Source organism: Mycobacterium sp., from assembly GCF_035506235.1.
Lineage (GTDB): Bacteria > Actinomycetota > Actinomycetes > Mycobacteriales > Mycobacteriaceae > Mycobacterium.
Window position 1 is genome coordinate 1 of the sequence record NZ_DATJPU010000162.1, and the last position, 20,041, is coordinate 20,041.

The following is a 20,041-nucleotide window of genomic DNA, read 5'->3' on the forward strand; positions in this document are numbered from 1 at the left end:
GGCATCCGGCAGCAGCAGGAGCCCCCGCCCAAAGGACACATTCGACGAATCGACAAGCGCCGGGAAGAAACTGCCGTAGTGGAAGAGGTTGTGGATCGACTGCGGGATCGTCTTCGGAAAGTCCCGCGGCCACAGCAGATACGCGGCAAGGCTGGAGAGCCCGATCCCGACGATCGCGAGGCCGCCCCACCGCCATTGTCGGGCCGCCAACAATGCGAGAGCCAGCACGACGAACGGTGGTTTCAGCAGCGCGGCCAGGACCACCATGATCGTGACGAGGCCCCACCGCTGCCGGCACAACGCCACCAAGAAGACCAGGGCGACCGGTGCGATGAAGCCCACCGAGTTGCCCCGATCGATCACCGCCCATGCCGGGATGGCCGCGGCGCCCAACGCCACGAAAACCACCACCCGCCCCCGACCACGTGTGCCCCGGGCCGCCCAGACCGCGGGTGAAACGACCGCGGTCGTCAGCGCGACCAGGTAACAGATCAGCCCCAGTCGCGGCGCGCCCAGCCATTTCGCGGGAAGCCCGAACAGCAGATTCGGCAGCATTGCCGCAGCAGGTAACTGGGTCCGCAATGGCTGGAAATCGGGAGGCAGGAGGAGCGGGTACGGATCCCAGGGGTTGGGCCGGAGCCCGGGGTCTACGACCAATGCGTAGTCACCGAAGCAGTGCCGACCGATATTCGTGCCCCAATTGAGCCAGCAGTCCTCGGGGACATACAACAGAGAGGAAAGCACGTCGACCGAGAAGCACTGGGTGAGGACGTAGCCCGTCACCGCCGAAACTGCCGAAGCAAGCAGAATGGCCCCGAGCATGATGGTGCGCCCGGATTGGCAGGCGAGCGCCGAAAGCCTTTCCCGGATCGCGATGACCGCACCGCGCGGCACCTCGAGGGATCGATTCACCGGCATTCTCCTCGGTTCTGCGCGAAAAGGTAGCAGGAGCGCAGGCCCGAGCTCAACCGCCCGGCCGTCTATGCGTCCGGGTGGCTGGGGGGTCGCTGAGAACCCGAAAGTACCCCAGGGTGAGTGGGCGGGCGATAGCAATGCGGTGGAGCTTGGGAATCCGGGTTATGTTGCGATGCTGTGAATTTCAACTCGAAGCGTCGAAATGGCCGCTGACCCGAGCTACTGCCGGACTCGGCGCTGTCACCGAGTTGTTACAACCAGGTGCGAACGAGAGGGGTCGACAGAGGGGCGTCAGAATACGGTTCTTGCGGTCGAAACGATTCTGAGAGCGATTGCAAGATAACCGAATTCGCAATATCCGACCGCGGTCAAGCCACAGGTCAAATCGTCAACGGCAAGGTGCTATCGACCTGTTCAATCCTGAACTTCCCGCGTCCTACCCTGCCCCGAGCACATAATCGCGCGAGCCGACGATTTCGCCGTCGCGGACACGAAAAACGAAGCAGCACGGCAGATTCATCGGTGGCTCATCACCATCACCATCGCCGACGTACGTGAACTCGGCGACGATGAGCTCGGGATCGCCCGTCTCATGGACGCGGATATTGTCGGCTCGGAATCCCCTGAACCGTGGGGCCGAGAACCTGGCGGGGACCCGCGCGAAGCGAGCGCACGGTTCGTCGCGGCTCCGGAACGGCTCGTCAGGGGCGCCCCAGTAAACGACGTGGGTCTGCTCTGCATAGAGTCCGGCCAGACGATCGACCTGTGACTCGTCGCCGGCAACCAGCTTCGCCACCCCGTCGACCAGGCTCAAGGAGACCTCGCGCGGCGTTGGCGCGATCGTCGACGTCATGCCGCACTCGCGGAGTAGTCGCGCGATTCGATGATTTCCCCGTCGCGAACCCGCATGACAAACACGTTGGGCAACCTCAGCCCGCCTTCGGGTTGCCCCGCCTGATAGCGGAACTCGGCAACGATGACCTCGGGATCTGTCGTTTGATGTATGCGGACGTCCTCGGCGCGCATGCCGGCGACCCCGCCGCGGAGTCGGGAGGCGACGTCGGCAAAATGCGCCCGCAGCTCCGCGCGTGTCCGCAATGGCTGAGCGTCGGGCGTCATCGGGAAGGAGACATGGGTTTTTTCGGCATAGAGCTCGGCGAGGCGCTGGACCTGCCCGGAATACCCGGCGACAAGCGCGGAGACTCGATAAACCAGCTCGTTGAAGGTGGCTTGTGGTGTTCGCGTCATGTGTTCTCGCAATTCGACGTAGCCTGAAACGGAGTGGACGCTCTCGATAATGCGGAGTGATGACTTCGTTTCGCAAGAGGAGGGCCGTGCGTAGGGACCGGGCGGCGAACAGGGAGCGAATCCTGCTCGCGGCAGAGGAAGTGTTCGGCTCCGGGGGTGCGGGGGCGTCGACCGAGGAGATCGCCCGCCGGGCCAATGTGGGCATCGCTACGGTGTTTCGCCATTTTGCGACCAAGCAAGATCTGATCGAGGCCACGGTCGTGCGCTTCCTCAATCATTTGGAAGCGCTTGCGCGCCGATTCGACGAGGAGCCGGACCCGGGGCGAGCGTTCGCGTCGCTCATGCGATTTCTGGTCTCGACAGGAGCCACCAAGCTTGCGCTGGCCACCCTGCTGCAAACCGATGGAGACGGCCTTACCGGGTCGGTCACGACGGCTTCGCGCGACTTCCAGGAGGCGGTCGGCCAAGTGCTCGGTCGCGCCCAGGCTGCAGGGGTGGCACGGTCCGACGCCACCGTGGACGACGTGTTCGTGCTAACCAGCGCCCTGGCCCGAGTCTCGGCGCCAGACAAGAACGAGGCAGTCGACCGTGCGCTGCGTATCGTGCTCGATGGTCTCCGCCCCTAGCTGGTTTTGTGATTCTCGCCGTCGACCTCGGTAAGACGTCCTGCCGCGCCGCGGTGGGCCGCCGGAGAGCGGTGGGGCCGGGGGCGCCCGGGCTCGCCGCCCCCGGCGGGGTCCGGGCGGCGGTGGCCGCAATCGCGGCCGCCGCAAGCGATCTCGAGCCGGTCGACGAGGCGATCGTGGGCGCCGCGGGGGCGCTGTCGGCTGAGGGGGCGGCGCGCGCGCTGGGCGAGGCGCTGCTGGGCGCGCTGCGGGTCCGGCGCGTCGCTGTGACCAGCGACGCCGTCATCGCGCACGCGGGCGCGCTGGACGGGGCTCCCGGCGTCGTGCTGATCGCGGGCACCGGCGTCGTGGCGCTCGGCATCGGCGCCGACGGCGCGCTGCGGACCGCCGACGGCTGGGGCCCGTGGCTGGGCGACGAGGGCGGCGGCGCCTGGATCGGCGCCGCCGGGCTGCGGGCGGCGTTGCGCGCCCATGACGGCCGCGGCCCGTCCACCACGCTGCTCGACGCGGCCCGCGCCCGCTTCGGTCCGCCGGAGACCTGGCCCGCGCAGCTCACGGGCGCCGCTGCGGTCGCGTCCTTCGCGCCCGACGTCCTGGCCGCGCAGGGAGACGCCGCGGCGCGGGCGATCGCCGCCGCCGCCGCCAAGGCGCTCGCGGCGACCGCCCGCGCGGTCGGAGATGGCCCGGTGGCGATGGTCGGCGGCCTGGCGGGGGTCGAGGCGTTGCGTGAACGGCTCGACCTCGTCCGGCCCGCCGCCGACGCGCTCGACGGCGCGCTGCGGCTGACGGCGATCCACGAACCGCACGTGATCCGTGTGCAGGCGGCCGCCGCGGCGCACGTCCTCGACGCGCTCGCCACCGAGGCCTCCCGGCCGAACCTCGACGACCTCGACGTGCGGCCTATCGCGGAGGTCGTCGCCCTGCTCGTCGCCGCCGAGGGTGAGGCGCACGGCGCGGTGGCTTCCGCGGTCCCGCGGATCGCGGCGGCGGCCGAGGCGATCGCCGCGCGGCTCGAGTGCGGCGGCCGCCTGATCTATGTGGGCGCCGGGACGCCCGGCCGGCTCGGCGTGCTCGACGCGGCCGAGTGCGCGCCGACGTTCGGCACCGACCTCGTGCGCGGCGTGATCGCCGGCGGGCCGGCGGCGCTGACTGAGGCGATCGAGGGCGCGGAGGACGGATTCGACCCCGCCGATCTCGCCGGCCTGACCGCCGCCGACGCGGTCGTCGGAATCACGGCGTCGGGCCGCACGCCGTACGTGCTCGGCGCGTTGAAGCATGCGCGCGCGGAGGGCGCGCTGACCGTCGCGATCGTGAACAACGCGGGCAGCGCGGCGTCTGCCGACGTGGTGATCGAGCTGCTGACCGGGCCCGAGGTGCTCGCCGGCTCCACGCGGCTGACCGCCGGGACGGCGCAGAAGGTGGTACTCAACGCGCTGTCGACGAGCGTGATGATCGCGCTCGGCAAGGCCTTCGGACCGCGAATGGTCGACGTGCGAGCGACCAACGCGAAGCTGCGCCGCCGCGCGGTGCGGACCGTCCGCGACGCCGCGCGGGTCGACGAGCAGGCAGCGACCGCCGCGCTCGCCGCCGCGGGCGGTCACGCCAAGACCGCGATCGTCGCGTTGCTCGCGGGCGTCGACGCGGCCGAGGCCGCCCTCCGGCTCGACGCGGCGCGGGGACGCGTGCGGGCCGCCCTCGAGGGGACACCACCGTCGCCGGGTTGATGTCGGGGGAGGTACGCCATAGCGACGGGCTGTGAATCCTGGGGCGCGGCATCGGCCACCGATTTTGCCGCCGGGCCCGAAGAACCCATGGTTGACGGCTTTGCGCGATAGCAGAAGTGGGTAAACAACGCCGTAGCGCGCCGTCAGGTCGGAAAGCAGATCACTAGTCGGAAGGGGCGTCGGATGGTTAGCCAGGAGGAGGGCCGGTGGGACGTCAGCATCAAGAGCGACGCAGTCTGCCTCGAGCGCATCTCTGACAGCGACAAGCAGTTGTTCGAAGATTTGTTGGCACCCGAGGAAGCCCGCGAATTAGCTAAGCTCCTAACGAAATTCGCCGACAGGGTCGGGGAGTCCGGGAACTCGGACAAGTCGGACGACGAGAAGACCGACAACTCCGATAAGCCGGACGAGACCGATAAGTCCGACGAGCCCGAGAAGCCGGAGGACTCAGACAAGTCTTCGGACTGAACTCCTGGGGCGGTGCCGAGTCCGTCCGCGCGACCCCCTGCGCGGGCACCGAAGCTACCGAATCGGTCTCGGTATCGGCGCGACGATCGGTTTTTTCGCCACGTTCAAACGGACTGGGCTAGCGCGCTTTCCGGAGATCATTGAGCGAGTTTCTCAGCCCAGCGTCCATGCGGATCTGCACGGCCGCCACCGCGACCATCACCGCGGCGGTCACCAAGTGCACCACCGCGTCGGTCGTGTTGTTGGGAAAGGTGAAGACATAGGCGACCTGGTGGGAGAAGAAGGCCCAAATGCCCGGCAGCGCACCGGCTATGGCGGCAAGGAGTAGGTAGAGCACGGCCCACGACTTGCGCGTCGCGAACACCAGGCCCGGGGCGAACAGGGCGAGGCCGGCGACGGCGTGCCAGCCGTTGTAGTCCATGCCGAGCAGTTGGATGGTCGGGGCGTGGGGCCCGGTGGCGAAGCTGGGATTGATGATGAGGCCGATGACCGCCTGGACGACGTGAAAAGCGCAAATGACCAGCAGCCCGATCTGGGCGAAACTCCACCTCACGTTGCACCTCCTTGTGCGCGGTGGGATCAACCCCGCATACTATGCGCGGTAGTAGACCCGTGGCAACCACGCTCCAGAGGAAGCGAACTCAGCCGCAGGAGAAAGCCGCCGTCACTTCCGCCCTGGCAGCCGCATCACCGCGCGCACGACCGGCAACAGCGACTTCTGCCACAGGGTCGCCGGAATGCCAAGGGGCGGATCGAGATTGAACACACGCGCGGCCGCGATCGTCTGCGATTCGGTATACTTCAGCAGGCCCTCGGGGCCGTGCCGGCGACCCACGCCGGACTGGCCCATTCCGCCCATCGGCGCGCTGAGGCTCCCCCACGCGAACGCGTACCCCTCGTTGACGTTCACCGTCCCCGACCGCAGTCGGGCCGCGATCTGCTGGCCCTCGGCGGTGGAGCCGGCCCACACGCTGGCGTTGAGTCCGTACTCGGTGTCGTTGGCCTTCTCGACCGCTTCGTCCACGTCCGCGACGGGGTAGATCGAGACGACCGGCCCGAACGTCTCGTTGGCGGCACATTCCATCTCCGGCGTGACGTCGGTGAGCACCGTCGGCTCGTAGAACAGCGGTCCGATGTCGGGCCGAGCTTTCCCGCCCGCAATCACCTTGGCGCCCTTGGCTTTCGCATCATCGACGTGGTCCGTCACCGTGTCCAGCTGGCCCGCGGAGATCAAGCTGCCCATGTCGACCGAGAAGTCATAGGCGGTGCCGAGCTTCATGTTTCGGACCGCGGCCCCGAACTTGCTGGTGAACTCGCCGGCGATGTCCTTCTCGACGTAGATCCGCTCGATGGAGATGCACAGCTGGCCCGCGTTGGAGAAGCACGCGCGGGTGGCCGCCTTCGCGGTCTTGTTGAGGTTCGCCCCCTTCGTGACGATCATCGCGTTCTTGCCCCCTAGCTCGGCCGAGAAACCGATCAGGCGACGGCCGCAATGCTCGGCGAGCTGCCTGCCGGTGGCGGTCGAGCCGGTGAACATCAAGTAGTCGCAGTGGTCGATGATCGCGGTGCCGACCACCGAACCCGGACCGGGCACGATCGCGTAGAGCGCTCGCGGCAGGCCGGCCTTGTAGAGCAGCTCGGCACACGCCAGCGCGCAGTACGGCGTCTGACTGTCCGGCTTGAGCACCACCGCGTTACCGGCCAGAAGCGCCGGAACGGAGTCGGAGGCGGTCAGTGTCATGGGGTAGTTCCACGGCGAAATCACCCCGACCACGCCCTTGGGCTGATGGCCGACCGTGGTCTTGCCGATCGCCGGCAGCAGCGCCTGCACCGTGCGCGGCTTCAGCAGGTCGGCCGCGACGTGCACGTAATAGTTCGCGTTCGCCATCAGATCGACGATTTCCTCCTGCGCCGCCCAGCGGGCCTTGCCGGCCTCGGCCTGCAGAAGGTCCATGAGGAACTCGCGGTTCTCGACGACCAGGTCGCGATAGCGGCGGATGACATCGACGCGGTCGCTGACCGGACGGTTCGCCCACGCGACCTGCGCGGCGCGAGCCTCGGCGAATGCAGCTTCGACATCGACCGCCGTACCGATCGGGATCGTGGTCAGCGGCTTGCCGGTGAAGACCTCGTCGATCGTCTTGGTCTCACGTGCGGTGACGTCTTTGATCGCTGCCAGCTGGCGCAAGCGGTCGAAGACCGCGGCTGATGGTGCAGGCATGTCGGTACCCCTCTAAAAGCGCGGCATCCAAAGCTCCAGCCTAGCTCCGCGTTGTCAGGCCTATCTGCTCTGAACAAATCAGACAGGCCGACGGGCTGCGAAAATCAATGGAGCCAGACCGATATCCGGATCCATGACGCCGCAGCTTCCCGACCTGGTGGTGTGCCGCTCCTGAATACGCCGAGGCGGTGCTCGCCGCGATCGCCTGATCTGTTGAACACCCCTGATATGCACCGATATCGTCGACCAGCGACGGTCGTCGCGTCCGCGTCGGCACGCAGGGAGGTTAGAGCCTTGACCGAAGTCGAGTCTCAACGACCTGCCGGCCTCATCGCTGCGCACCACCTGCGCCGGATGACCGGACGGGATCCGGACGAGCGCGCCCGGGTCGCGACGCCACTTGAACTGCTGTTCGACTTGACCTTCGTCGTCGCCTTCGGGGTGTCGGCGTCCGAGTTCGCCCACCAGCTCGCCGCCGGCCACGTCGGTGCCGGGTTGGTCGGCTTCGCCTTCACGACATTCGCGGTGTGCTGGGCGTGGGTCAATTTCAGTTGGTTCTCGTCGGCATACGACACCGACGACTGGGGGTATCGCCTGGCCACGATGCTGCAGATGGTCGGTGTCGTCATCCTCACGATGGGCATCCCGCCGGTGTTCTCCTCGATCGAGGAGGGCGAGCACGTCGACAACCGCGTGCTGGTCGCCGGTTATGTCGTGATGCGAATTGCGATGGTGTTTCAGTGGTTACGTGCGGCAAGGCAAGACAAAGCTCGGCGCACGGCATGCCTGACGTACGCGATCACAATCTCTGTGGCACAGTGCGGATGGATTGCCTCGATCTTCCTGCACACTTCGGTCTCGGCGACCATGGCGATCTACATCGCCCTGATATTCGTCGAGACCATGGGTCCGTGGATCGCCGAGGGTCGCAGCGGCGGAACCCCCTGGCACGCTCACCACATCGCCGAGCGCTACGGCCTGCTGACGATCATCGCGCTCGGCGAGGGCGTGCTCGGTACGGTCGCGTCGTTGACGGCGGTGGTTGCCGCACAAGGCTGGACAGTGGATGCCGTGCTCGTGGCGCTGGCGGGAATCGGCCTGACCTTCGGCATGTGGTGGCTATATTTCGTGCTCCCTGCCGGAGCGATCCTGCACGCCCACCGGGACCGGTCGGTGGCTTTCGGTTACGGGCATATCGTCATCTTCGTCACGATCGTTGCGACTGGGGCCGGTTTGCATGCCGCCGCCTACTTCCTCGATCACCACTCCAATCTTGACTCGGCGCAGACGGTGCTGACGGTGGGAGCGCCGGTCGGCGTCTACATGGTCGGGATCTTCGTGCTCTACGTGTACCTGGTCCGAGGCCTCGATGTGGTCTATGCCGCAGTGCTGCTGTTTGCGGCGGTAGTGCTGGTCGCGGCGGTTCTGCTGGCCTCGTCCGGAATCGCGATGGGGGCGTGTCTCCTGATCGTCACGATGGCCCCGGTCGCGGTGGTGATCGGCTTCGAAACCGTCGGCCACCGCCACGTGGAAAACGCCGTCGCACGAGCGCTGAGCCAGCCATACGACGGTGACGAGATGAGCACTGAACCGCCATCAGGCGACGACAACAACGCGAGGGCGGATCGTCACCGGCCATAACGATGCAGGCAACGCCATCGTCGCGTCTGATGCAGAGCCGACGCGAGTGCTGCAGGTCGGCAGTGGCGGCGGACCCACGTTCTACGAAGTTTGGAACACCCGCGAGACACCTGCTCGGATACATCGCCGGTCGGGGGCGAACCGGAGGAGAGCGGTCTGGTGCTCGGTCCACCTAAGGGAGGCACCAGGATTCGGGTGATCGAGTTTCCGCCAGAAGGTGAGCAGATCCGTCAGCTCAGTGTGGTGAAGCGCGGGAGCGGTTCAGCGACGTGGGCGCCGCGGAAGCCTCGACGTCGGACGCTCGACTCCCGTTGACGCGTCGCACCGAGACCATCGACTACGGGATCGTATTGGAAGGTGAGCTGACGCTCATCGTCGACGACCACGAAATGACGGTCCGCGCCGGCGACATCGTGATCCAGCGCGGGACAAACAATGCCTGGACCAATCGGTCCGGCAGCACCTGCCGCATCGCCACCATCCTGATCGACGGCGCATTAACCGACGGTTTGTGAGGCAATCACCATGGCCGACTCCGCAGCCACTCACCCTGGCGAGATCCTCAAGACCGAGTTCCTCGACCCGCTGGGCATCTCCCAGTACCGGCTCGCCAGGGGATCGACGTGGCGCCGCACGGTATCAACGAGATCGTCCACGGCAAACGCGGTATCAGCGTCGACACCGCACTGCGGCTTTAGGGCGCACTCGGGCTGACGACATGTTCTGGATCGACATGCAGGCTCACGACCACGCCGGAACCGCCCGCGAACACCTCGGAACTCGCCACAATCGAATGCATCGCCAAAGAGCAGGCCCCAGAGTTGCCGCGACTACAGTGCTCCACCGTGAAGCCTGACGCGGTTGCTTTCAGTCAGCAATGGGTCGATGCATGGAATGCACACGATGTGGAGTCGGTTCTCGAGCATTTCGCCGAGAACGTAGCGTTCACGTCACCCGTGGCGGCCAGGTTGCTGCCGGAAACAGCCGGGGTGATTCGCGGCAAGTCCGCGCTCCGCGAGTACTGGACCCAGGCACTGCGGCAGATCGCCAACCTTCGGTTCGTCGTCGAGGGCCTCTATGAGGGCATCGACACGATCGTCATCGCCTACCGCAACCAAGACGGTGGGCTGGTCAGCGAAGTTCTGCGATTCAGCGACGGCCTGGTCATCGAGGGGCACGGAACGTATCTCGTTGACGCGCAAGACGGTCCGGCCACACCCTCAAGCAATCCCGGGCGCATCGACTGACGCGGCGAGTGGTGTGCGGCTCCGGGGGTCCGCTGCGCGGGCGCTATTGCCACTGATAATCAGCCAATTCCGGCTCGCGGCAGCATTGTGGTCGCACCGTCCAGCCGGCTCGCTGCTGTGCCAAGCAGTGTCCCACCACGAATTCGGCAGGCGCTTAAGCCTTCTCAGTGACAGCCTGCGGCGAGTTGCTGCCGGGCGGCCTGCACGATCAAGCCTGCGGTCAGAAAAGCGGGTTTGCCTTGGTCGCAGGCGTCGACGGGAAGGTCTGCGGCGCGGCGCAGCACCATCACGGCGAGTGCGGTGTAGGTGGCATACGGGACGACCAGAAGGTTGACGTGTGCCTGACCGCCGCTGACCGTCATCACGTGCTGGCGTTTGTGTTCCCATCCCGCCCAGTTGAAGTCGGGCGGTCGTTGCAATGGTGGCCAGTTGACGTTGATGGCGTCGATGTCTCCGAGGAGGGGAGTCAGGGCCGCAACAAGGTTGGGTAATTCATTGGTGATTCGGTCTGCGCGCGGCCACCACGCACCGTCGATGGCGCTACCAAGCTGGCGAGCCACGGAGAGCCGGACGGGATCGGCACGGCGTCGGCCTCCTCGCGGATAGGTCATCACTCAGCAAATCGGTTTGGGGAGCATTACTACGGTTGACGCTGTGCGATCCACGGGCTGTTCCTTCACGCTCTCACCGCTGACAACGAAGCGGCTCACGGTTGACGCTACGCCACCTGAGGACCAGTGGGCGCAGTCGGGTGACCCGCGAGGTCGGACTACCCGCGCCAGCGTGGAACGCAAATCACAAGTAGGGTTAGGACAAACAACCTGAGGATGGATGAAATGGTCATACAGAATTGGTGCGACGCACCCCAGATCCATCCGTCGCAGGTGCGGGTAGGTGACATCATCGGCACGTTGCGTGACAGCAAATTGCGTCTCACCGTGAAGCTGATCAGTGGCCCGCAGACGACTCCGCGGCAGTGGACATTCTTCAGCCGCGACGACAACGGCCTACAGCGCACGAGCACGTTCGGAGAGGACGAGTTGGTCCGCAGGTACGTCAAAGCATCGTGACGGCGTCCCAGGTGCATCGCCACCATAAGTAGTCGACCGGTCGGCTACTATTGGCGCTATGCCGCGCCCGCCGAACCCAGAGGTGCGCCGCCGCCTGCTTGCGGCGGGGCTCGAACTCGTGCACGCGCGGGGTTTCACGGCCAGCGGCGTCAAGGACATCACCGACGCGGCCGGCGTGCCGAAGGGGTCGTTCTACGCGTATTTCGACAGCAAAGAGGCTTTCGCCGCGGAGATCCTCGAACATCACTGGGCCGATATCGAGACGCGGCTCCTGCCGATCCTCGACGCCGACGGGTCGGCGCAGGACCGCATCACAAGCTTCTTCCATGCGCTCGCCGACGAACACGAGGCCGGCGACTTTCTGCTCGGCTGCTTGGTCGGCAACCTGTCGCTCGAGCTTGGCGGATCGAGCGAACCGGTGCGCACCGAGCTCATCCGCATTCTCGACCGCTGGGACGCGGCCCTCACGGCGTGCGTGCGTTCCGGTCAGCGCGGCCCGGGCGGCATCCGTAGGGATCTCGATGCGGGGGAACTCGCCGCCCAGCTGATCGAGGCGTGGGAAGGCGCGGCCCTTCGCGGGAAAGTGACCCGCAGTCGCACCCCGTACGACCGGTTCGAAGCGGTCACCGTCCCGGCGCTTCTGCACTGATCCGCTGCGCCGGGGAATGGCCGCACCGCGCCCCTTGTTAGATAGACGACTGGTCATCTGTAGTGCCAGCCAGACGCCCACCGGTTCCCGACTCGCAAGGACGACAGCCATGGCGACAAACCAGAATCTGAGTCAGCACAGATTTGCCTTGAACAGCGGCAGCGGCGAGATTCCGGCGCTCGGGTTCGGGACGTCACTGTCCGACAACACCAAGACGCGGGGTGCGGTCAGGGCCGCTGTGGAGGTGGGGTTCCGCCACCTCGACGCTGCCGAGCGGTACCGCAACGAAGCCGAGGTCGGCGCGGCACTCAAGGAGTTGTTCGCGGACGGAAGCGTGCGCCGCGAGGAGTTGTTTGTCACCACCAAGCTGTGGAACAACAACCATCGACCCGAACGGGTCAAGCCCGCGCTGCAGGCGAGCCTGAACAGGCTTGGGCTGGACGCCGTCGATCTGTACCTGATCCACACACCGTTCGCTTTCAAGCCCGGCGACGACCAAGACCCTCGCGACATCCACGGAGCCGTCGTCTACGACGAGGGAGTCACACTGGAGCAGACCTGGGCCGCGATGGAAGGCCTTGTCGACGAAGGACTTACGGGAGCGATTGGCCTGTCAGATATCGACGTCGAAGGCGCCCGGAGGATCATCGATACGGCCCGCATCAAGCCGGCAGTCGTGGAGGTCGAGTCGCACCCGTATCACCCGCAATGGGAAATCCATGGATTGTGCGAGACAGACGGAATCATCCTGCTGGCCTTCGCCTCGCTAGGGCACGCGCTGGAACCGCGACTGCTCGACGACGCCCTCATCGTCTCGATCGCTTCCAGAGTTGGAAAGACTCCCGCGCAAGTGCTTCTGGCCTGGGGCATCCAGCGCCGCAGCGCAGTTCTCACGGCGTCCGTGACGCCCGCGCGCATCCGCGAAAATTTCGATGTCACCGCGCTTCCCGAGAGCGCGATCCGCGAGATCAACGAGCGTCTCGAAACCCGGTACCGGTTCAATTCCGTTGTGGACGCCGGACAACCGGGTTTCGCCGAAGTGCCCCAGGGCCGTTGAGCAGATGGCGATTCGAAGCGAGCCCGCCGCTGAGGGCTTCCACGGCGGCGAGCTGGCCACCCAACGACAAGCCGGTGTCGAAGCGGAGGCCGCCCGGCTCACGCCGATGATGGCCCGCGGCGAATTGCGCGCCGGGATGGCCGCATTCCTCTCCGAGGCGATTTTCGCGGCGATCGCGGCCCGCGATACGGCCGGGCGGCTGTGGACATCACCGCTGCTCGGGCCGCCCGGTTTCCTGCGGGCCGCATCGCCCACCACACTGGAGATCCGCACGTCGCTGCCGAGCGCGGATCCCCTGCACGGCCTGTCTGACGGGCAGCCGGTGGGCGTCATCGCCATGAACTTCCTGATCCGGCGGCGCGCCCGGATCAACGGTCGCCTCACCTCCACTCAGGGCGCGCTGACCATCGACGTCGACCAGGCCTACGGCAACTGCCCGCAATATATCCAGCAGCGCCGCATCCGGGTGGGTGAAACATCTGAGGACAGTCGGGTGCCGCTGTATTCGGGAAATACGTTGCGCCAGGGGGATATTCGCCTCATTGAGGTCGCCGACACCTTCTTTTTTGGCACCACCCATGCCACCTCCGGCAACGACGCTTCGCACCGCGGGGGCCCTCGCGGATTCGTCCACGTCGCACGCGGGCAGCTGTGGTGGCCGGACTATCCCGGCAACAACATGTTCAACAGCCTGGGCAACCTGTCCGCAGATCCCACCGCGGCCCTGCTGTTCCTGGACTTCCACGCCGGCATCGCCCTTCAGCTCTCCGGGACCGCCGCGGTCCGCTGGAGCGAGCGGGGCGCCGCCGGCGACGACGGCCAGACCGGGCGGCGCGTCCATTTCGTTCCGCAGCGGGTGATCAGCACGGCGCTGCCCGCCGCCGGCGAAACCGACCACACGGCTTACCCGGGGAACCCGCCCCTGACCCAGTAGCGCTTCGCCGGCCGCCCGAGGGCCCCAAACGGAAGGTGGCCCCGATTCAGCAACTAAGTTTGTATGCATGGGGGACGACGACCGGGACGAATCCGCGTTCACCTGGCAGGGCCGGCGTGGGCTGGTGAGCCGCGTGCATGCACAGCTTGACGAGCTGGTGGCGGCACGCGACCAGATGGAACAACTGGTCCGGGTCATCGTCGAGATCGGTTCCGATCTGGACCTGGATGTGACGCTGCATCGCATCGTCGATGCAGCAATGGAACTGACAGGTGCGCCATACGCAGCGCTGGGTATCCGCGCGTCCGACGGCGCCCTGGTCTCTTTCGTCTACGCCGGAATCGACAACGAGACGGCGCGGCGGCTCGGCGACCTGCCGGTCGGTGCCGGTCTCCGCGTCGATGACCTGAGCGCAGACCCGCAGGCCGGCGGCCTGCAGCCACACGACCCGCAGATACGGGCGCTCCTCGGCATACCGATCACCGTGCGGGCCGCTGACTTCGGCAGCCTCTACCTGGCCGACGACCGGCCCGGCCGAGTGTTCTCCGACATCCAGGAGGGCGCCGTGCGGGCAATGGCCACGGCGGCCGCCGCCGCCATCGACAACGCACGACTGTTCGAGCGAGAACGTGAATCGGCGAAATGGACGAAGGCCAGCCGCGAGATCACGACTGCGCTGCTGTCCGGGGCGCCACAGACGGGCCCGCTGCAGCTGATCGTGAACCGGGCGCTGGAGCTCGCCGATGCCGAGCAGGCGATCCTGCTGGTTCCAAGGGAGCCGGATCTGCCCGCCGATGAAGTCGACACTCTGGTCGTGGCCGCCACGGCGGGCCGCTACGCCTCGGAGGTGATCGGGCGGCAGGTACCGATGCAGGGCTCCACCACGGGCGGGGTTGCGCGTCGAGGTCTGCCGCTGATCACCGATTCCTTCCAGTATCCGATCGAGGGGTTCACCGATGTCGGTGAACGCTCGGCGATCGTCATGCCGTTGGTTGCGGACGACAGGGTGCTCGGCGTCATCGCGGTCGCGCGCCACCCGCAGCAGCCGCCATTCGGCAACGATTACCTGGAACTGGTCAGTGACTTCGCCCGACACGCCTCTATCGCATTGGCGCTGGCCGCTGGCCGGGAACACGCGCTCAACCAGGAACTCGCCCAAGCCGACACCGTCGACGACGCACTGTACGCCGTAGCGGAGGAACTGCGGCGGCTGTGGCGGGCGCGCCGCGTGCTGGCCGTTACCTTCCCCGCCCACGGTTCCTCCACCGAAACCGCTTACAGCGCACCGCAAGTGGTGTCGGTGGGCGAGCCCGCGCAGTGGGCCGACCTGCCTCCCGACACGCGAGCGATGCTCCGCTCATTGCGCGACGGCGACCTACTCACCCCCAACGCGACGAAGCCCGGGACGGCCGGCATCGCGTTGCAGCATCCCGAGGGCGTGCTCGTCGTCTGGATGGATCTGGCCGAGCAACGCCCGTTCACCCTCGAGGACCAGACCTTGCTCACCGTTCTGGCGGGTCGCCTGGGTCAGGGCCTGCAGCGGGTGCACCAGGTTGACCAGCAGCGCGAAACCGCCCTGGCGCTGCAACACGCGATCCTCGGCCCCGCCGATTTACCGCACGGGTTCGCGGTGCGCTATGAGGCCGCCAGCCGGCCTTTGCAAGTGGGTGGCGACTGGTTCGACATCGTCGACCTGGAGGACGGGCGCATCGCGTTGATTGTCGGCGACTGCGTCGGCCATGGCCTCGCCGCCGCCACCGTGATGGGGCAGATGCGAAGCGCCTGCCGGGCGCTGCTGTTCGACAACCCCAGCCCGGCTGCCGCCCTCGCGGGGATGGACCGCTTTGCGGCGCGGCTGCCCGGTGCCCAATGCACCACTGCCGTCTGCGCGGTGCTCAACCGCGAAACCGGTGAGCTGGTGTACTCGAGCGCGGGGCACCCGCCGCCCATCCTGGTCCACGCCGACGGCACCACGCGGATGCTCGACGACGGCCACACCATCGCCCTGGGAGTGCGGTCCCACTGGCCCCGCCCGGAAGCCCGTGTGACCATCCCGGCGCGAGCGACCCTGTTGCTCTACACCGACGGCCTGGTCGAACGCCGCCGCAGCGCGCTGCACCACGGCATCGCCCGCGCCGCCGCCCTGCTTCAGGACGGCCGCACCTGCACGCTCGACGACTTGGCCAACCAGATCATGTCGGGTCTCGCACCGAGCGGCGGATATCAGGACGATGTCGTCCTTCTGCTCTACCGCCATCCCGCCCCGCTGGAGCTGAAGTTTCCCGCGGACGTCAGCCAGCTCGCCCCCGCGCGCAGCGCCTTGCGCACCTGGCTGACCCAGGCCCGGGTGGACCCGGAGCAGACTGTGGACGTGCTCGTCGCAGCCGGAGAAGCCGTCGCCAACGCCATCGAGCACGGTCACCGCCACTCTCCGAAGGGCACGATTGTCCTGGGCGCGACCGCACTGGTGGACCAGGTGCAGTTGACCGTCACCGACACCGGCTCGTGGAAGCCTCCGCAGCCGGCCGCCGGCACCAATCGCGGCCGGGGCATCGCGCTCATGCGAGGGCTCATGCAGGACGTCACGATCAGACCCGGCACCGCCGGAACCACCGTCCACCTATCCGCGAGGATCACCTGATGACCACGCCGCTCACCCTCGACACCGCGCGCCGGGACGACGGGAATCTCGTACTGATCGCCGCGGGGGAGATCGACCTGAGCAACATCGACGCCTTCAACCAGGCCCTCACCACCGCCAGCACCGAAGCCGGCGGCAACGGCGAAACGCTCACCGTCGACCTCAGCGCCGTGGAGTACCTGGACAGCGCCGCCATCAACGCCCTGTTTGCCCGCGCCGACGAGATCCGTCTCGTCGCCCACCCGCTGCTGATGCCGATCCTCAACATCAGCGGTCTTACCGAGCTGGTCAGCACCGAGCCCGCGCCGCCCGCGGAACACTGACGCACCGGCAACAATCCTCGATAGCTGATGATCCGCGGAAAGTCTGTTCTCGTAACGGGTTCGACGTCAGGTATCGGTCTGGGCATCGCGCGCGCCTTCGCCGCGGAGGGCGCGAACCTGACCCTCAACGGTTTCGGCGACCCGGAGGCCGTGGAGCAACAGCGGCGCAGCATCGAGGAGACGTTCGGGGTTGCGGCGGTCTATTCGGGCGCCGACGTGACCAAGCCGGGTGAGATCGCCGACATGATCAGCGGCGCCGAAAACACCTTCGGAGCAATCGATGTCCTCGTCAACAACGCGGGCATCCAGTTCGTGGCGGACGTGGAGCACTTCCCGGTCGAGAAGTGGGACGCCGTGATCGCCACGAATTTGTCGGCCGCTTTCCACACTTGTCGCTGTGCACTACCGGGGATGAAACGCCGGGGCTGGGGCCGAATAATCAATATCGCCTCGGCGCACGGCCTCGTCGCCAGTGCCGGGAAGGCGGCGTATGTCGCGGCCAAGCACGGCATTGTCGGACTGACCAAGGTGGTGGCAATCGAAACCGCCGACCACGGCATCACATGCAACGCGATCTGCCCGGGGTGGGTGATGACTCCTCTGGTCGCCCAGCAGGTCGAAGCGCGTGCCAACGCGACCGGAAAGCCCTTTGACGAGGCCAAGCAAGACTTCGTCGCCGAAAAGCAGCCGATGGCCCGCTACACCAGCCCGGAAGACATCGGCGCCCTCGCAGTCTTCCTGGCCGGTGACGCGGCGGCGACCATCACCGGCGCAAGTTATTCGATAGACGGGGGTTGGACCGCCCAATGACGGCGCGTAAGAGTTCCTGAATTGGCGCTAAACAGTCAATGACCAACAAGACGTATTCCACTTGGGAAGGCCATTGCTGAAAAGCCGAATTTTCGTGGCTATTCCGGAACTTCCCTATTAGGCTCATGTCTCTTAGGTCGTCGGGCGGCCATCGCATCCGATTGGCAGGAGGCGCATGTGTCATATCTGGTGACCGCTCCGGACGAGGTCGGGGCGGCGGCCCAAGATTTGGCAGGTATTCGCTCGTTGTTGGCCGGGTCCGCCGCATCAGCCGCGGCGCCGACGACTGCGGTGGCCGCGGCGGCCCAGGACGAGGTATCGGCCTTGGTCGCAGCGATGTTCAACGATTTCGGCCAGGATTTCCAAACCCTCAACGCCCAAGCGAACGCGTTTCACGGCGAGTTTGTCGGCTTGATCAAGGCGGGCGCGGACGCCTACCTCAGCACCGAGGCGGGCAACGCGGCGGCGGCCGCGATGGGCGCGATAAACGCGCCAGTCCAAGGGTTGCTTGGCCAGTCCCTCAGCGGTGCGGCCGGCGCCACCCAAGCCGCCGCCGCCGACCTCGGCCTGTCCTCGATCCTGGGCGGCAGCGCGAGCCTGTCCCTGGATGGTGGTGTGGTGACCCTGCCGCCGATTCTGGGCGGTGGTGTGCTGAACGTGCCATCACTCGTCGCCGGCGGTGTGCTGAATCTGCCACCGGTTTTGGGCGGCGCGCAATTGACCGTGCCCCCTCTCTCCGGCGTCGGGCCCTCCGTCCTCAGCGCCATGAGCCCGATCATCAACGGCGGCGTGGTGGCCCTGCCCTCCTTCCTGGGCGGTGGGGACCTGAACGTGCCGTCGATCCTCACCGGCGGTGCGTTGGACCTGCCCGCGTCCCTCGGCGGTGGGGTCCTGAGCCTGCCCTCGATCCTCACCGGTGGCCTGTTGAGTCTGCCCTCGAGCCTCGGCGGTGGCACCTTTACCGTGCCGCCGATCACCAGTGTCGTGGATTCGGTTGTCAACGGCGGCGCGGTGACGCTGCCTCCGGTCCTGGGTGGTGGGCAGCTGAGCGTGCCCTCGCTCCTCACCGGTGGTGTGCTGACGCTGCCGCCCATCGCCGGTGGCGGGGACGTCGGCATCCCCTCGATCCTCACCGGTGGCGTGGTGACGCTGCCGCCGGTGGTCGGTGGCGGGGACGTCGGCATCCCCTCGATTCTCACCGGTGGCGTGGTGACGCTGCCCTCGAGCCTCGGCGGTGGGCAATTGACCGTGGCTCCGGTGCTCACCGGTGGGCTGCTGGGCCCGCTCGGCGGTTAGCCGGACCGGCCTTGCAGAATCCTTGAGGCCGAACCGGATTGGGGCCTGAGCCGTCAATCGATCACTGTGGCGGCGCCGGGGTCATCGATCCGATGTAATACGTTTCGTGCCCCGTCGGGTATCCGCCGCCGTTGGTCGCGATGTGGACGTGGTCATAGTGGTTGAGGGTTTCGTTGCCGTAGTCCGCGGTCCAGCTCGGCGAGCCGACGCCCGGGTAAATCTTCTGCCGCCAGATCACGTGGTTGATTCCCCACCGTTTCGCATTCGCCAGCGCGTACCCGGCGATCTCGTTGCCCAGCTGAATGCCCTCGGGGGAGGCATGATTCGGGATCATCACGTCGATCGCCAAGCCGTTCGGGTGCCACGGCAAGGGATCCTCCCGGTACCCGTAGATCGTGGTGATCTCCGGAAACAGCACGCTGATCGCGCGCGCCGCCCAGATGGTCTTTACCTGCAACCGCTGCTCCGACGCGACGCCGGGAGACAACGGGAACAGGAATTGCTGGGCAGCGGCGGGAGCGCCTGCCGCCAGCTTTTCGACCTCCGCGGGAGTGGCAATCTGCGGCGCCGGGCCCGCGGCCGCCGGCGGCGCGCCGGCCACCATGGACGGCGGGCCGGCCGGGGCGGACGCCGGCGCGGCCGGGCCGGCTGCCGGGTTGTCAACGCAGCAGGGGGGTTTGGCGTTTTCGGCATGCAGGGGCTTGGCGCCCTGCGCGTAAATGATCGCGGCCGAGACCACGAGGGAGGCCGCCAATGCCAACCAGCGGCTCCTGCCGATGGCTAACACACCTTTGCCCACGAACAGCAGCCTAATGGCGTGTGCGAAGCCTGTGGCAATCTTTTTGAATTCTTGTTGGCTGGCGCGCCCGAATCGTCCCGAAATTTCGGCTCTCATGCCCCGACGAGATGGGATCCGCCAGACCGGTCGCACGGCGATCGGGGGACGCGATCATCGCGTTGCGGCCGCGCTGTGAGCTATCACGGCGGAGCGCCACAGATCTCGGTCGGGGGAACCGACAACATCGTCAAGAGGGGCTGAGATCGTCGGACTGCGCCGGCGGCAGGAATCACGGCACCATCCACGACAGCACCGAGGCCTGCAGTCCTGATAGGTCACAGATGAATGCCAGGAATACCAGGCTCCAGATGAACACGCGACGGAAGATGTCGC

At 66.8% G+C, this 20,041-nt stretch carries 20 protein-coding genes and 2 pseudogenes; 15 read left to right on the forward strand and 7 right to left on the reverse strand.

The features are described 5' to 3' along the window. From VMD50_RS15470 to VMD50_RS15480, 3 genes and pseudogenes are all read right to left on the reverse strand, one after another. A pseudogene (locus VMD50_RS15470) lies at nucleotides 1-918 on the reverse strand (hypothetical protein); the annotation flags it as partial. Between the two features lie 433 nt (nucleotides 919-1,351). Next, complete coding sequence (locus VMD50_RS15475) at nucleotides 1,352-1,768, reverse strand: nuclear transport factor 2 family protein (protein WP_325428620.1); 417 nt, start codon at nucleotides 1,766-1,768, stop codon at nucleotides 1,352-1,354. After that, complete coding sequence (locus VMD50_RS15480; protein WP_325428621.1) at nucleotides 1,765-2,163, reverse strand: nuclear transport factor 2 family protein; 399 nt, start codon at nucleotides 2,161-2,163, stop codon at nucleotides 1,765-1,767. Before VMD50_RS15480 ends, VMD50_RS15475 begins: the two co-directional genes overlap by 4 nt. 59 nt (nucleotides 2,164-2,222) lie before the next feature. On the opposite strand from VMD50_RS15480, the gene VMD50_RS15485 reads away from it, so the two are divergent. From VMD50_RS15485 to VMD50_RS15495, 4 genes and pseudogenes are all read left to right on the forward strand, one after another. Next, nucleotides 2,223-2,789, forward strand: coding sequence for a TetR/AcrR family transcriptional regulator (locus tag VMD50_RS15485; RefSeq protein ID WP_325428622.1), 567 nt, complete (start codon nucleotides 2,223-2,225; stop codon nucleotides 2,787-2,789). A gap of 71 nt (nucleotides 2,790-2,860) precedes the next feature. Further along, nucleotides 2,861-3,484: pseudogene (locus tag VMD50_RS29855) on the forward strand (BadF/BadG/BcrA/BcrD ATPase family protein); the annotation flags it as partial. Nucleotides 3,485-3,604: 120 nt separating this feature from the next. Beyond that, nucleotides 3,605-4,513, forward strand: coding sequence for an N-acetylmuramic acid 6-phosphate etherase (locus VMD50_RS29860; RefSeq protein ID WP_414686081.1), 909 nt, complete (start codon nucleotides 3,605-3,607; stop codon nucleotides 4,511-4,513). A 183-nt stretch (nucleotides 4,514-4,696) separates the two neighbouring features. Beyond that, entirely contained in the window at nucleotides 4,697-4,981 is a 285-nt protein-coding gene (locus tag VMD50_RS15495) for a hypothetical protein (protein ID WP_325428624.1), read from the forward strand. A gap of 118 nt (nucleotides 4,982-5,099) precedes the next feature. On the opposite strand, the gene VMD50_RS15500 is transcribed toward VMD50_RS15495, so the two are convergent. After that, on the reverse strand, nucleotides 5,100-5,534 hold the full coding sequence (locus tag VMD50_RS15500; protein ID WP_325428625.1) for a DUF4383 domain-containing protein: 435 nt from the start codon (nucleotides 5,532-5,534) through the stop codon (nucleotides 5,100-5,102). 111 nt (nucleotides 5,535-5,645) lie between these two features. Further along, on the reverse strand, nucleotides 5,646-7,202 hold the full coding sequence (locus VMD50_RS15505; protein WP_325428626.1) for a succinic semialdehyde dehydrogenase: 1,557 nt from the start codon (nucleotides 7,200-7,202) through the stop codon (nucleotides 5,646-5,648). A gap of 294 nt (nucleotides 7,203-7,496) precedes the next feature. On the opposite strand from VMD50_RS15505, the gene VMD50_RS15510 reads away from it, so the two are divergent. The 3 genes from VMD50_RS15510 (at nucleotide 7,497) to VMD50_RS15525 (ending at nucleotide 10,090) form a co-directional block, all read left to right on the forward strand. Continuing rightward, nucleotides 7,497-8,843, forward strand: coding sequence for a low temperature requirement protein A (locus VMD50_RS15510; protein ID WP_325428627.1), 1,347 nt, complete (start codon nucleotides 7,497-7,499; stop codon nucleotides 8,841-8,843). A 269-nt stretch (nucleotides 8,844-9,112) separates the two neighbouring features. Further along, a complete protein-coding gene (locus VMD50_RS15515) occupies nucleotides 9,113-9,358 on the forward strand; it encodes a cupin domain-containing protein (protein ID WP_325428628.1) in 246 nt (81 codons plus the stop codon). 330 nt (nucleotides 9,359-9,688) lie between these two features. Beyond that, nucleotides 9,689-10,090, forward strand: coding sequence for a nuclear transport factor 2 family protein (locus VMD50_RS15525; protein ID WP_325428629.1), 402 nt, complete (start codon nucleotides 9,689-9,691; stop codon nucleotides 10,088-10,090). 164 nt (nucleotides 10,091-10,254) lie between these two features. On the opposite strand, the gene VMD50_RS15530 is transcribed toward VMD50_RS15525, so the two are convergent. Then, a complete protein-coding gene (locus VMD50_RS15530; RefSeq protein ID WP_325428638.1) occupies nucleotides 10,255-10,701 on the reverse strand; it encodes a DUF5994 family protein in 447 nt (148 codons plus the stop codon). A 225-nt stretch (nucleotides 10,702-10,926) separates the two neighbouring features. On the opposite strand from VMD50_RS15530, the gene VMD50_RS15535 reads away from it, so the two are divergent. The 8 genes from VMD50_RS15535 to VMD50_RS15570 all read left to right on the forward strand — a co-directional run bounded on the left by VMD50_RS15535 (nucleotide 10,927) and on the right by VMD50_RS15570 (nucleotide 18,870). Then, nucleotides 10,927-11,160 (forward strand): hypothetical protein, encoded by a 234-nt coding sequence (locus VMD50_RS15535; RefSeq protein ID WP_325428630.1) that lies wholly within the window; start codon nucleotides 10,927-10,929, stop codon nucleotides 11,158-11,160. A gap of 82 nt (nucleotides 11,161-11,242) precedes the next feature. Continuing rightward, nucleotides 11,243-11,809, forward strand: a complete 567-nt coding sequence (locus VMD50_RS15540; RefSeq protein ID WP_325428631.1) for a TetR/AcrR family transcriptional regulator — start codon at nucleotides 11,243-11,245, stop codon at nucleotides 11,807-11,809. A 16-nt stretch (nucleotides 11,810-11,825) separates the two neighbouring features. Then, the gene (locus tag VMD50_RS15545) at nucleotides 11,826-12,866 is read left to right on the forward strand and encodes an aldo/keto reductase (RefSeq protein ID WP_325428632.1); all 1,041 of its coding nucleotides are present in this window, start codon (nucleotides 11,826-11,828) and stop codon (nucleotides 12,864-12,866) included. Between the two features lie 4 nt (nucleotides 12,867-12,870). Then, nucleotides 12,871-13,800, forward strand: a complete 930-nt coding sequence (locus tag VMD50_RS15550; protein ID WP_325428633.1) for a pyridoxamine 5'-phosphate oxidase family protein — start codon at nucleotides 12,871-12,873, stop codon at nucleotides 13,798-13,800. Between the two features lie 67 nt (nucleotides 13,801-13,867). Next, entirely contained in the window at nucleotides 13,868-16,441 is a 2,574-nt protein-coding gene (locus VMD50_RS15555; protein WP_325428634.1) for a SpoIIE family protein phosphatase, read from the forward strand. Next, on the forward strand, nucleotides 16,441-16,764 hold the full coding sequence (locus tag VMD50_RS15560) for an STAS domain-containing protein (RefSeq protein WP_325428635.1): 324 nt from the start codon (nucleotides 16,441-16,443) through the stop codon (nucleotides 16,762-16,764). Before VMD50_RS15555 ends, VMD50_RS15560 begins: the two co-directional genes overlap by 1 nt. A gap of 27 nt (nucleotides 16,765-16,791) precedes the next feature. Then, nucleotides 16,792-17,574 (forward strand): 3-hydroxybutyrate dehydrogenase, encoded by a 783-nt coding sequence (locus VMD50_RS15565; protein ID WP_325428636.1) that lies wholly within the window; start codon nucleotides 16,792-16,794, stop codon nucleotides 17,572-17,574. Nucleotides 17,575-17,751: 177 nt separating this feature from the next. Next, the gene (locus VMD50_RS15570) at nucleotides 17,752-18,870 is read left to right on the forward strand and encodes a PE family protein (protein WP_325428637.1); all 1,119 of its coding nucleotides are present in this window, start codon (nucleotides 17,752-17,754) and stop codon (nucleotides 18,868-18,870) included. A 61-nt stretch (nucleotides 18,871-18,931) separates the two neighbouring features. Here VMD50_RS15570 and VMD50_RS15575 read toward each other — a convergent pair whose 3' ends face one another. Next, nucleotides 18,932-19,669 carry a VldE C-terminal domain-containing protein gene (locus tag VMD50_RS15575; protein WP_414686080.1) on the reverse strand — a complete coding sequence of 246 codons (738 nt, stop codon included), beginning with the start codon at nucleotides 19,667-19,669 and terminating at the stop codon, nucleotides 18,932-18,934. Nucleotides 19,670-20,041: the final 372 nt, after the last annotated feature.